Here is a 13027-nt window from a genome sequence, read left to right as displayed (position 1 = left end):
CTTGGCACCGGTAGGCGGCCGATGGCGGTGGCGTGGATCAGGACCAGGACCCGCCGGTCGGACGGTGGCCGTCCGACCGGCGAGTCCAACGGTGGCCGTCCACTGCCTACGGCAGGACGCGGATGATCGTCTTGCCGCGACGCCGCGTGGTCGGGTTGAGGGCACCGATGGCGTCATCGAGGCTGGCGATGTCACCGATGTTGGTCCGCAGCCGTCCGTCGCGCACCCGCTGCACGATCTCACCGAGCTGGGCGCGGTCGGTTTCGACGACGAAGTCGATGGCCAGGCCGTCAGCGGGCCGTGCTTCGACCGGGCCGACGACGGACACCAGGGTTCCTCCCGGCTTGATCAGGGCGGCGGACTGCTGTTGAACGTCGCCGCCGATGACATCGAAGACCAGATCGACACTCCCGACGTCTTTCAGGGTGGCGTTCTCGAGGTCGACGAACTCGTGCGCGCCGAAGTCGAGTGCCTTCTCGCGGTCGGCGGCGCGTCCGGTGCCGATGACGTAAGCGCCGGCTTCCCGTGCGAGCTGGGTGACCATCGTCCCGACTGCCCCGGCTGCGCCGTGGGCGAGGACGGTCTGGCCGGCCTGGAGGCGCCCGTGCTGGAACAGCCCCTGCCACGCGGTCAGACCTGAGATGGGCAGGGACGCGCCTACCGTGAAGTCGACGTCGCCGGGAAGCGGTGCGAGGTTGCGTGCTTCGATCGCCACGTACTGGGCGAGGGTGCCGTCGCGGTGCCAGTCGGCGAGGCCGAACACCCGCTGCCCGACCGAGAGCCCCGTCGTGCCGTAGCCGAGGGCGGTGACCACTCCGGCCAGCTCGTGGCCGGGGATCGACGGTGTCTTGTCACGGCCGGCGCGATCGGCCCAGGTCGAGGGCCACTCCATCTCTGTGGGGACGAAGCCCGATGCATGGATCTGCACGATGACGTCGTTGATCGCTGCGAGCGGCTCGGGGCGCTCCGTCAGCATCATCCCGGCCATTCCCGCGGCCTGGTCGGTGACCACAATGGCTTTCATCGAAATGCTTCTTCCTTGGATATGTAGTGGTTTTTCGGTTTCCGGATGGGTTTTACACGAAGGTGAACAGCTGGTCGGTGTCGAAACGCGAGATCGGGGTGGTGTACACCCTTGCCGGGTCGGGGTAGCCAAGGGCCAGCAGCACCGTCGTGGTGTGTCCGCTCTCGCGGATCTTGAAGGCCTTGTCGACACTGGTCGGGTCGAACCCCTCCAGCGGCGTGGCGTCGACGCCGAGCTCGGCGGCCGCCATCATGGTCAGGCCCATCGCCATGTAGGTCTGCTTCTCCATCCAGTGGCTGAGGTCCTTGTAGCCGTAGGTGCGCAGGCTGAGGAAGTCCCGGGTGAGGCATTTTTGGGCTGTCCGGCCCACTTCTCAGAGTGAACACCCTCAGGTCTGGGCTGTCAAGCCCAATCCGGGGTATCGTTGAGACATGACCACCTCTACGGCAGCTCCGGCGCCCCACAAGCTCACGTCAAAGGGGCAGGCCACGCGGGCCCGCATCCTTGAGCACGCCGCCGAACTGATCTACACAAACGGAGTCCACGCGACGAACAACGAGCATCTCCGTCGCGCTGCCGGCGTCAGCGGATCGCAGCTCAACCACTACTTCCCGAGCAAGGAGAGCCTCGTCCTGGCCGTGATCGCATGGCAGGCCGAACGCGTCCTGACCTTCCACCGCGACGAGCGATTCGCCGGCTTCGACACCCTCGACGCGCTCCGGGCGTGGGCGGATTTCTACGTCGGCTACGAGCGCGCCTACCAGGAGGGCTGCACCCTGGGCTCCCTGGCGAGCGAGATCATCAAGACCGACCTCGACGTCCACGACGAGCTCGCCAGTGCGTTCGACCAGTGGCGGGGGATCTTCCGCGAGGGAATCGAGCGCATGCAGCAACTCGGCCGCATCAGCGCTGAGGCAGATCCCACGCAACTGGCCAATCTCCTCCTTTCCGCCTTCCAGGGCGGCATGCTCCTCGCCCAGGTCGCGCGGGACATCGCTCCACTGAAAGACGCGTTGCATGCAGCCATCGACCACCTGCAGACCTTCGCGACGTCTCCCGACGCCGACGTACTCAAAGCTCGGGGAGCGTGACGTACGGCGCATGTGGGGCCGCGTGCTCCAGCGCCCAGACCCAGCCGACGAGGCCCCCGTGAACCCGGCCGTTGCCGCCGCCATGACTCACGAGCCCACCTGTCTGCGAAACGACCCACTGCCAACGCACCGGCTTTCCGTCCGCACGCCGGCCCGCCAGGCGAACGAGAATCTGACCCATGTCCCGTGAACCAGAGGCCTACACCGGTCAGACGCTGTGCAGCAGCGGAGGTTCTCCGCTGCGTGCCTTCTTGCGTACCGAGACCGGTGGTGCCGCCGTTCTGGTCGCTGCCGCGCTCGCCGCACTCCTCTGGGCCAACGCGGCACCCTCGGCCTACACGTCGTTCTGGGACACCCGCCTGTCCGTCCGCTTCGGCACGTACGGGATCTCGCTCGGCCTGCGGGAGTGGGTCAACAGCGGCCTGATGACGCTCTTCTTCTTCGTCGTCGGCCTGGAGGCGCGCCGCGAGTTCGACATGGGCGAGCTGCGTGAGCGCAAGCGGCTCACGCTGCCGCTTGTCGCGGGGCTCGGCGGCATGATCGTGCCCATCGCCCTCTACCTCGGCATCAACGCCGGCCACGGCAGCGAGCAGGGCTGGGGTGCGGCGATGTCCACCGACACCGCGTTCGCCCTGGGCGTGCTGGCCGTCGCCGGCCGCGGCATGCCGCCCGGACTGCGGGTCTTCATTCTCCTGCTGAGCGTGGTCGATGACTTCCTCTCCCTCGGCGTCATCGCCTTCGCCTACAGCAACCGCATCGCCGTACCCGCACTCGTCATCGCCATCGCCATCGCAACCCTCGCACTCGTCCTGCTCACCCGGCGACTCGGCGTACGCCACGGCAGCGTGTACGCGCTGCTGGGCGTCGTCGCATGGGTCGCCCTGCTCGAGTCGGGCGTGGACCCGGTCGTGATCGGTCTCGCCCTGGGGCTGCTCACCTACGCCTACCCTGCCTCGCGCGCCGACCTGGAACACGCGAGCGGCCTGTTCCGCCTGTTCCGCGAGCAGCCCACCCCGCAACTGGAGCGGTACGTCCGTGCCGGCATCGCCTCGGCGATCTCCCCCAACGACCGCCTGCAACGCATCTACCACCCCTGGACCAGCTACATGGTGGTCCCGCTGTTCGCCCTCGCCAACGCCGGCATCGAGATCAGCAGCGACCAACTGGCACGAGCCCTCACCTCGCCCGTCACCCTGGGCATCCTCATCGCCTACGTCCTGGGCAAGCCACTGGGCATCGTCGGCGCCTGCGCGCTCACCACGCTCACCTCCCGCGGGCGGCTGCGCCTCCCGGTCGGCTGGGGCGCCGCAACCGCCGGCGGCGCACTGTGCGGGGTCGGGTTCACCGTCTCCCTGCTCATCGCAACCCTCGCCTTCCACGGCACACGCCTGAACGAGGCCAAGCTCGGCATCCTCGCCACACTCGTCTGCTCCTTCCTGACAGCCCGGCTCGTCACCGCAGCGATCGGCCTTCTGCCACCTGCTCCGCGCCTCAGGGCCCTGCTCGGGAAGGCGGAGACGATCGTCGACCTGGCCGTGCCCGTCGACCCCGACCACGATCACATCCGAGGGCCTCACCACGCCGCCGTCACCGTCGTGGAATACGGCGACTACGAATGCCCCTACTGCGGGCAGGCCGAGCCCGTCGTCCGCGAACTCCTCGCCGACTTCGGAGACCTGCGCTACGTATGGCGCCACCTCCCCCTCACCGACGTGCACATCCACGCCCAACTCGCCGCCGAAGCCTCCGAAGCAGCAGCACGCCAGGGCCGCTTCTGGGACATGCACGACCTGCTCCTCAGCCACCAACAAGCCCTCCGCATCGAGGACCTGCACGCTCACGCGGCCGCTATCGGCCTGGACACCGAGCGCTTCGAGCGAGACATGCGCGCTCACACCGGCGCAGCCCGCATCGCCGAGCACGTCGAGTCAGCCGATCTCAGCAGCGTGGCCGGCACCCCCACCTTCTTCATCAACGGCCGCAGACACCACGGCGCCTACGACCTCACCAGCCTCACCGCCGCCGTCCGCGCCGCCCGCGAACGCGCCGCCGTCGCCACGTAACGGACCAACAAACGGATCTCTCCGTAACTCAAACCCGGAGCCCAGCGCGACCGAGTTCTCTACCTGACCTGGATCGCGACCGCACAGGCTCGCCGCCACGACCTCGACGCCGCCGCGACCACCGCCACCAAGGCAACGGACATCGAAGGGAGCTCGTCGAGTCCGGACGCTGTACGGGCTTGCTCACCGACCTCGCCGACGCGCTGGCACCCCACCGTGCCGCTCGTCCGGTCAGTGTTCACGCAGGAAGTGCCTTCCTGCTGGTACGACTGGGACCTTAGACAAGCCTCATCGTTGCAGCTCAGAAGGCACTTTCGCTTTTCCGATCATGATCCGGACGCGACCCCGGATGAAACGCGCAGGCTAGGGCCGCCGCCCGCCCAGGCCACGCTGCGGGAGTGTCGCCACAGCGCTGGCCCCTGCAGCGCCGGACGGCCCCTCTGCCGCTGCACGCACGCTCGGACCCGCTTGGCCTCAACGGTCCTTCGCCACCCCCGGAGCGGGGCGCCACTGAGCAGCCCCGTGACGTCCATGCGCACCCGGAGCTTCAAGCGCGCCACGCGCTGAGCGCCCGAATCAGCTCACGATTGGCTTCGGGCCAGCCTGACTCTCCTCCAGGGCCTCGGTCAGCTCGTCGTTGCGCTGCTCGAGCCGGTTGATCGTTGTTTGGAGCTCCTCGACGTCGACGGGCGGGCCGAGGGCGGACTCGCGCCACGCCTGGTCGCCCAGCTCGCCGAACAGGCGGTTCTTCAGCTACCAGATCCGCGCAGGCAGGCGGACGTTGCGCGCCTGCACGTTCGCGAGATCGCTATGGGACAGGCCCAAGGGCTGTTGTTCGGACGGTTCGAGTTCGGCAGCATGGACCAGTACGAGCACATCCCGGTGCCGACGCAGGACCGTCCGGTCCACTCCAGCCTGGTGGGCGACGCCCGAGACTGTGATGCGGGGTCCGTGCGCAGTCCCCCTTATCGAGGCGGAAGACCGGATGCGGGCCTTCCCCACTCCGGAGGACACCCTCTTCCGTCAGCCGCGAAACCGCACCGGGTGACGGTCCGCCAGCCCGGGGCCGGGCTCATCCCAGTGTGATCCATCCGTCCGGGATCCAGCCCTCCACATAGCCCTCCAGGAAGGCGTCGAGGTCCGTAATCGTCAGGTGTGCGACCTGCGCGGCGGCCTCGTCGTAGGGGAGCCACACCAGGTGCGTGCCGTCGGCCGGGGCATGCAGGTCACCGGGCTCGGGGACGTGCGCGGTGAACAGGCGGCGTTCCCCGCACTGCTGGCCGGCGCTGTCGCGCCCGGCTGCGGGGATGCGGCCGGTGACCTTACCGAAGCGGAGCCTGCCAGAAAGGGCCATGGCCCGAGCGAGGCGGCCTGCCGCCTGCCGGTACGGCTCGCCCGTCCGGCGCCGGATGGCGGGCAAGGCCGGTGGCCGCTTGCCACCCAACCGACCGGGTCGGGTCAGCGCGATGCGGTGCACGGGGTCGAAGCAAGCCAGCAGGACGTCGCAGTCACAGCACCAGATTGGTGCATACATGCACATAACGTGAGCGTAGAGGCGTGCCTGGTGCCGCGCGCGCCCAGGCAGCAGGACAGGGGAAGGGACCACCCTTTCCGGCGGCACGGGCTCGGTCAGTCGGCGGAGGCGGAATGGGGCAGCGCCGCGAGGCCGGGCCAGACCTGGAAGCCGAGGGCGGCCTCCAGGCGGGCGAGAGTGCCGAGGTCGGGCAGAACTCTGCCGTTGACGACCCGGCTGATGGTGGAGTGCGTGATTCCGGTGGCCTCAGCAAGAGTTCGCAGGCTCTGCCCGGTGGAGGTGAGGGCGCGTTCGATGTTACGGGCGAGGGCCTGGCCGTAGTGGGCGCTGACGGGTGCCCCAGGTTCGAGAGCGGCGTGCGGCCAGGTGCCTGAGGCGACGTAGTCGCGCGGCACCTTGTCGTTACTGCTCCGGGGCATGCCCGGATCATCCCACGCGCCTGGGTGCTGACAGTCCTTGCTGCGGGGCGCCGGGGGGACAATCCTTGTCGGTAGGTGCATACATACACCACCTACACCATGCGGGACGGGCTGACACTCCCCCACGCGGGACATCACCTGTACGGCACCTCCGGTCTGGCTCCCGGCACTGCCGAGTTCCCGCATTGAGGTCAGTGCACGAGAGGGCAGCCCCGCCCCCTCTCTGCATGCAGAGGTCTTTCACTCCTGTGCGCCCCCGCCCGCTCCGCACACGGAGTGATGACGGTGGGTAACTGAGGTCTCGACGAGAAAGCACAGGTCAGGGCCACTGCACAGCGGGAGGTATTACTCAGTGATCGCAGCCAGGATCCCGGAAGAGACCCGAGTTCGATTTATTTCCGATTCTCCCACTGCGGCTTTCTCTGCGGCTTTTCGGGAGAGGATCTACCGGGCTGTGGCATCACTCGATACTCTCGTTGAGGATTCCGGCACCGGGAATTGAGGGGAGGTCTTTCATGCAGTCTGGTGGGGCACAGGCCGTTCTGGCCGAGCTGATTTCTTTGGCCCGGGACGACGAGGCGCGGCTTTCCGCCGCGAAGGACCGGCTCGCCCGGGCACAGGAGGAGCTGACGCAGGCGCAGTCGACATACGACTCGGCGAGCGTGCGGGCCGAGGTCTCGCAGCGGGTCGCACGCGGCGCGCAGGAGCTGCTGTCCGGCGATACCGGCAGCGCGGACGGGACCTCTGCCGGCCAGGGCGCCATGGATGACCCCACGCCGGCCAGGGGCAGCAGCCCGAGTCCCGGCAGGGTGCGGCCGACACTCGGCGAGGAGATCCTCGGCTTCGTGCGCGGCCAGCAGCACGCCGTGCGGCGGGCGGAGATCGCGGAGCACCTGCGCCGGACCCGTCCGGATCTCAAGCTCACCGGCCTGGGTCCGGAGCTCACCGAGCGGGTGCGGGCAGGCATGCTGGCGCGGACGGGGCCGGGCATGTACGACCTGCCCGAACGCGTAAGCAAGGGAGGTGACGAGCAGCAGGCGCCGTGACGGGATAAGGAATTACCTGTACACGCGCACGTGCCGCCGAGGCTGACGACCGGTCGGCGGCACACGGACGCGCGTTTTCTTGGGCTCACGCATCACGTTGATTCTAGACGCCTTGCGGCGCGCGTGCGAGAGCCCTACGAGAATTCGGCCCCGTTCTTTCAAGGGCCGGGAAATGGGCTCACCGTGTCTTTCTTTTCCCCATCGGATTCTTCCGCTCCCAAGCCGTCCGCCGCAGCCTCACCCGGCGCGCGGTCCGTCCGGCGCGACACCGACCACCTCGCGGCATCGCGCCGGACGCTGCCCAGCGGCCGCTCCAGCCCGACCCAGCAGATCAACGCCCTCGTCGCGCTGGCCGCCCTCGGAGCCGGCGGTGCCCGCGTCCACCGCGAGGCGCTGGCCGAGCAGGTCGGCAAGAGTCCCGCAACAGTCGCCGACTGCATGGCCTTTCTGGCCGACCTGGGCCTGGTGGAGGGCGGACGAGGCCAGTACGCCGTCACCGAGCAGGGACAGCGTTTCGCCTGGCTGTGGCCGCGGGATTCGGCGCAGGCACGACTGCTGCTGCACCCGCTGGTCACGGCGCACTGGTCGACCGCCGCAGCATCCCGGCACCTGGCCGACGGCCCCCTGCCCCAGGAGCAGCTGGCCGCGCGGCTGCGTTCCGGTCTGCCCGGCGTCCCGTTGCGCGGCATGTACCTGGTGGACTGGCTGGTGATCGGACTGGTCCTGGTGCGCGACGAGCAGCTGAACGTCCATCTGGCCTCTGCTGATCACGTCACGCCCGCAGACCTCGGGACTCCCACGCCGACCCCGCCAGAGCAGCGGGCGAAGACCAACGCCACGCGCCACGACAGCGAGCAGCGAGAGCGGGCGGCTGGCGCAGCGGGCGGCACCGGCCACACTCAGACACTTCTGCTCGGGCTGACCCGCCAGCAGATCCAGGCCCTGCCGGACACCCGCTACGAGGCCTTCCTCAGCGGTGTCCTGCAGTCCCTGCGCGGCGCCCTGGCCCCCGCACCATAAACAGGCACGCCCTACAGCAAGGGGTGCCGGCACAGCACGCACCGGCACCCCGACGAGGGTGGCGGCTGGTGTCCGCGGCCGGCGCTGGAACCTGCCCGCGGAGGGTTCGATCCCCTCGCCATCCACACCCGTGCGACCAGCATGGCACCCCATCCCCGGAAGGAACCAGTACACATGCGCAACACCCCAGATCGCCCAGCACTCTGACCGAACATCAACCCGGCCGCCGAACGGGCGAGTCCTGTACCGGTTGGCCGCCTTGCTGTTGCAGCACCTCTCCCACCTCCTCACCGTGGTGCATGTTCGCACCACCCGCGTGGAGGTCACCTCGTGCCGCAACATGCCTGCTCACTGCCACCGCCGCCGCCATGCACCCGTTGCCCGGCCGCATGGGCGGTGGCTGGTGGACGATGACCTCACCCTGGCCGCCCTCGTCACGGCCGTCCTCGCCGCCTGGCAGGACCTGGTCGCCCGCGGCGAGATGTCCGAGCAGACCCTGAGCCGCTTCAGCCAGCTGCTGCACCGGTTCACCACCTTCTCCGCCGCCCGCGGCGCACCCCTGGTCATGGACGTCACCCCGGAGATCGCCGGGATGTTCGTCGACGCGCACGGCCGCACCCGTCACGGGCGCACCGCCCCCGCCTCGCTGTCCACCCGGCATCTGCGCCGCAGCATGCTGCGGATGTGCTTCACCACCGCCCGCCGTCTCAGCCTGGGCGACACCGACCCCACCCGGGACCTTGACCTCCCACCCCGGGTGACCAGTCAGACCCGCCCCCTCGACGAGGCCGAATCGGTCGAACTGCGCCTGGCAGCGGAGACCACCGACCGCCCAACCCGTCACGCCGCAGCCGCCGCCCTGGCGCTCGCAGGCGGCTTCAGCGGCGAGATCGGCCACATCACCGGCGCCGACCTCGACCTGGCCCGCGCACGCGTGTGGATGCACGGCTCCACCAAGACCCGGCCACGCTGGTGCCCGCTCGACGCCTGGGCCGCCCAGGTACTGGCCGCCCGCGCCGACCAACTCGCAGCCACCGCACCCTCAGGTCACGAGCCCGACCGACTGCCGCTGGCCGTCTCGCCGCGCAACGGCACCGACGAACAGATCCAGGCCCGCGTCTGTGTGGCCCTGCGCGACCTGATCAGACGCATCGGCCTCGGCGCCGACACGGCCGTCCGGCCCGCCTCGATCACCGCCTACGCCGGATGGGAGACCTACCTGCGCACCGGCCGCATCGAGGCAGCAGCCCGCCACCTCGGCATGACTTCCCTCGACAGCACCGCCGCCCTCATCGGACACGACTGGCAGGCCCAGAACGACCGGACAGACGACGACACCCCCGAACGGGACGGAGACACCCCCCATGCCTGACGACCTCTTCGGCGACCGCGTACCGCGCACCCACCGCAAGAAGACCGCCCGCCGCGCCTGCGAGTCCGACCTGCGCACCGTCTCCAGGCGGATCAAGGACGTCGCCCGCTTCGAAGACCTCTACCACCTCGCCGCCCTCCTCGAACCGGAACCCGGCCCCCGCCGCGGCCGCCGCCCCCACTACCCCCCGTACGTCTACGTCGTCTTCCTCGCCCTGCGCGGCATCCACGGCTCAGCCCGCTACTGCGCCGGCGACCTGCAAGACGACGCCGTCTGGAAGAAGATCCGCAAGGGCGTCGCCCACCACCTCGGTGAGGACGAGGCCAAACGCCTCCCCAGGACAGGCCCCTCCCGCCACCACTGGCAGCACGCCCAGCGCACACTCCTCGTCCCGCGCCTGCAGGAACTCAACGCCGCCTTCGCCGACCTCGCCCTGCACCAGGCCCGGCGCCAAGGACTGCTCCCGGCCGACGCCCGCCGCTCCTGGAGCAGCCCCGAACGCCACCAACTCATCGCCGGCGACGGCACCGTCGCAAAATCCCCCACCCTGTCCACCACCCCCTACACCATCGACCAGACCACCGGGGAAATCCGCCGGCATCGCGTCGACCCGGCCTCCTCCTGGCAGAAAGAAGGGGGAGCCGACCGCACCAACACCCCTGCGGAGCCACCCAACCCCACCACCGACAGCAACCAGGAGGACACGACCACCACACCACAGAACGACAGCGAAGGCGACGAAGCGATGGTGCTGGGCACCAAGTTCGTGGTCTTCTCCACCCGCCACCGCGGCTACTTCCGCCGCGTCTTCCTCAGCTACGCCCACGTCCCCCACGACCACCCAGGCGGAGAAGCCGCCGTCGCCCTCGACCTGGCCTGCACCATCCTGGCCGCCGCCGACGGCTGCATGGGCGTCCTCTACGACGGCGCCTTCCGCGGCATGCACCGCGACGTCATCGCCCGCCGCGGCCGCCTCCTGATCAACAAGCAGCACAAAGGCACCAAACCCCGCTACATCCGCACCGTCGGCTACCGCCGCTGCCGCCACGAACTGTGGTCCCAAGGCGGCCGCGTCCACGAGCGCGCCTACCTCGACGACGGCACCACCACCCTCGTCCCCCTGCCCGTCCGCAAACTGGAACGCCGCGCCAGCACCCACACCCACCGCTGGTACCACCTGCTCACCATCCCCTGCCCCCGCGGCCCGCACGAACACCGCGAACCCGTCGGCGTCACCACCACCCCCGGAGAACGCGACGAAGGCCAGAGCGACACCGAGACCGGCTTCCACCGCGCCGAGCACCTCCTGCAGATCCCCGACAACACCGCCGTCCACCAACACCTCTACGGCGGCCGTGAAGACACCGAAGCCGGCTTCTCCCAGTTCGACCGCTCCCTGTGGAACCGCCGCATGATCGCCTTCGGCGCCGAAGCCCAGAGCCTCGTCGTCCTCGGCTTTCTCCTCGCCCAGAACGCCACCAGTGCCGCCCGCTACGAGGAAGACCCCACCTACTCCGACGCAGACGCTGAAGCCACAGACCTCAGCAACAGCAACGAGAGGACCCGCCGATCATGAACCGGGCTGAGGCATCAAGCCTCAGCCCCACCACCCCGGCCTGATCCGCTACCCTGTCAGGGACCGCTCTCACCGGCGGTCCCACCCTTGCTGCAGCGTAGGTGAACGCTCACTCAGAGTATTCACCAACGTTTTCCGCAAGGCCCCGCCTTCGTAGCTCAGGGGATAGAGCACCGCTCTCCTAAAGCGGGTGTCGCAGGTTCGAATCCTGCCGGGGGCACTGTGTCTGACCAGCGCGTTTACCTCTTCCGGGTAGGCGCGCTGTTCGTCGTAGCCATGGCATTAACCATGAATAGGTTCCAAGACCATGGCGACCACGAAGACCAGACGACGTCAGCGCGGCAGCATCCGTCCCAACGGGGCCGGCTTCCAGGTGCGGGTGTACGTCGGGCGTGAACCTTCCCCTTGATCGTGGACACCTGGAGACTGGGACCTGATGTTCCAGAGGAAGTAGCACCAGGTGGGAAGCAAGTACACGAAGCGGTACACCGAGGAGTTCAAGCGGGACGCGGTCGCGCTCGTCGACTCCTCGGGCAAGACGGTCACTGCGGTCGCGAGGGAGCTCGGCATCAGCTCCGAATCCTTGCGCGGCTGGTACCGCAAGGCCAAGACGGACCGGGGCGAGGGCACCCCCGGCGAGTTGACCAGTGTCGAGCGCGAGGAGCTCAAGCGGCTGCGCAAGGAGAACCGCGAACAGCAGCAGACGATCGAGATCCTGAAAAAAGCGACCGCCTTCTTCGTGAAGGAGAACGACCGGTGAGCGAGTTGTACCGGTTCATCCATGCGGAGAAGGCGAACTACCCGATCGTTCTGCTGTGCCGGGTGCTGCATGTGGCCCGCTCCTCCTACTACGCCTGGCGCGAGGGCGAGGCCGCCCGTCGCGCCCGGCAGTCCGCCGACGACGCGCTCGCGCACGAGATCACGGTGCTGCACCTCGCTTCCCGCCGCACCTACGGCGTTCCGCGCATCCACGCCGAGCTGCGGCGCCTGGGGCGGCAGGTGAACCGCAAGCGCATCGCCCGCGTGATGCGCGAGCGCGACATCCGGGGCGTCACCCGGCGCAAGCACCGCTCGCTGACCCGGCCGGACAAGAAGGCGACGCCGGCCCCAGACCTGATCGGCCGCGATTTCCACGCCAAGCGTCCCGGCACCAAGCTGGTCGGCGACATCACCTATCTGCCCACCGACGGGGGCTGGCTCTACCTCGCCTGCTGGCTGGACCTGGCCACCCGCGAGGTCGTCGGCTATGCCATGGCCGATCACCACCGCGCCGAACTCGTCGTGGACGCCCTGGACATGGCCCATGGCCGGGGTGGGCTGGAGCCGGGCTGTGTGATCCACAGCGATCGCGGCAGCGAGTACACATCGACCCAATTCCGCGCCCGAATGCGGGAGTTGGGGCTACGGCAGAGCTGCGGGCGCACAGGATCATGTTTCGACAATGCCGCCGCGGAGAGTTTCTGGGCCCTGCTCAAGGAGGAAATCGGCACCCGGATCTGGCCCGACCGGGCCACCGCCCGCGCCGAGGTCTTCAACTTCATCGAGACCTTCTACAACCGCCGCCGCCTGCGCAAGCACAAGGTCTTCGGCTACCTCACCCCGGCTGAGACCAGGCAGCGGCATCAACACACCCTCGCGGCATAGCCATTACGTGTCCGAGATCACGGGGAAGCTTCACTACGTACGGCCGACGGAGTTGAGACGATCAGGGTGCTGTGTGAGCGCGTCCTGCAGGAACTCATCGAGGCCGAGGCGACCGAGGCCATCGGTGCCGCCCCGGGCGAGCGCTCCGACCAGCGCACCACCTGGCGCAACGGCCACCGCGAGCGGCTGCTGACCACTCAGGCCGGCGACCTCGATCTGAAGATCCCGAAGGTGAGGA

12 protein-coding genes, 1 tRNA gene and 1 pseudogene are annotated in these 13027 nt (G+C 68.9%); 10 read left to right on the top strand and 4 right to left on the bottom strand.

The annotated features are described in order from the left end of the window. Positions 1-106: 106 nt before the first annotated feature. Positions 107-1024, bottom strand: a complete 918-nt coding sequence (locus tag ACZ4RZ_RS25455; RefSeq protein ID WP_467747855.1) for an NADP-dependent oxidoreductase — start codon at positions 1022-1024, stop codon at positions 107-109. 52 nt (positions 1025-1076) lie between these two features. Next, positions 1077-1394, bottom strand: coding sequence for a nitroreductase family protein (locus ACZ4RZ_RS25450; RefSeq protein WP_467747853.1), 318 nt, complete (start codon positions 1392-1394; stop codon positions 1077-1079). Between the two features lie 61 nt (positions 1395-1455). Between ACZ4RZ_RS25450 and ACZ4RZ_RS25445 the strand changes: the two genes are divergently transcribed. Then, the gene (locus ACZ4RZ_RS25445) at positions 1456-2115 is read left to right on the top strand and encodes a TetR/AcrR family transcriptional regulator (RefSeq protein ID WP_467747851.1); all 660 of its coding nucleotides are present in this window, start codon (positions 1456-1458) and stop codon (positions 2113-2115) included. Between the two features lie 179 nt (positions 2116-2294). After that, positions 2295-4178 carry a Na+/H+ antiporter NhaA gene (gene nhaA, locus ACZ4RZ_RS25440; RefSeq protein WP_467747849.1) on the top strand — a complete coding sequence of 628 codons (1884 nt, stop codon included), beginning with the start codon at positions 2295-2297 and terminating at the stop codon, positions 4176-4178. A gap of 1072 nt (positions 4179-5250) precedes the next feature. Here nhaA and ACZ4RZ_RS25435 read toward each other — a convergent pair. Together ACZ4RZ_RS25435 and ACZ4RZ_RS25430 are read right to left on the bottom strand one after the other, a co-directional pair. Continuing rightward, a complete protein-coding gene (locus tag ACZ4RZ_RS25435) occupies positions 5251-5532 on the bottom strand; it encodes a hypothetical protein (RefSeq protein ID WP_467747848.1) in 282 nt (93 codons plus the stop codon). A 275-nt stretch (positions 5533-5807) separates the two neighbouring features. Then, positions 5808-6131, bottom strand: coding sequence for a helix-turn-helix domain-containing protein (locus tag ACZ4RZ_RS25430; protein WP_467747846.1), 324 nt, complete (start codon positions 6129-6131; stop codon positions 5808-5810). A 515-nt stretch (positions 6132-6646) separates the two neighbouring features. Between ACZ4RZ_RS25430 and ACZ4RZ_RS25425 the strand changes: the two genes are divergently transcribed. The 8 genes and pseudogenes from ACZ4RZ_RS25425 to ACZ4RZ_RS25390 form a co-directional block, all read left to right on the top strand. Then, positions 6647-7177: a hypothetical protein gene (locus ACZ4RZ_RS25425; RefSeq protein ID WP_467747845.1), complete on the top strand. Its 531-nt coding sequence runs from the start codon at positions 6647-6649 to the stop codon at positions 7175-7177. Between the two features lie 183 nt (positions 7178-7360). Beyond that, a complete protein-coding gene (locus tag ACZ4RZ_RS25420; RefSeq protein WP_467747843.1) occupies positions 7361-8197 on the top strand; it encodes a hypothetical protein in 837 nt (278 codons plus the stop codon). A gap of 403 nt (positions 8198-8600) precedes the next feature. Further along, entirely contained in the window at positions 8601-9569 is a 969-nt protein-coding gene (locus ACZ4RZ_RS25415) for a hypothetical protein (protein WP_467747842.1), read from the top strand. Beyond that, positions 9562-11145, top strand: coding sequence for a hypothetical protein (locus tag ACZ4RZ_RS25410; RefSeq protein WP_467747841.1), 1584 nt, complete (start codon positions 9562-9564; stop codon positions 11143-11145). The genes ACZ4RZ_RS25415 and ACZ4RZ_RS25410 overlap by 8 nt, the downstream gene beginning before the upstream one ends. Positions 11146-11292: 147 nt before the next feature. Continuing rightward, positions 11293-11365, top strand: a tRNA-Arg gene (locus ACZ4RZ_RS25405). A 240-nt stretch (positions 11366-11605) separates the two neighbouring features. Then, entirely contained in the window at positions 11606-11905 is a 300-nt protein-coding gene (locus ACZ4RZ_RS25400) for a transposase (RefSeq protein ID WP_467747840.1), read from the top strand. Further along, a complete protein-coding gene (locus tag ACZ4RZ_RS25395; protein WP_467747838.1) occupies positions 11902-12789 on the top strand; it encodes an IS3 family transposase in 888 nt (295 codons plus the stop codon). Before ACZ4RZ_RS25400 ends, ACZ4RZ_RS25395 begins: the two co-directional genes overlap by 4 nt. Before the next feature lie 30 nt (positions 12790-12819). After that, positions 12820-13027: pseudogene (locus ACZ4RZ_RS25390) on the top strand (transposase); the annotation flags it as partial.

Source organism: Streptomyces sp. NPDC027189, assembly GCF_055566975.1.
This window is presented reverse-complemented; position numbering and strand designations above follow the sequence as displayed.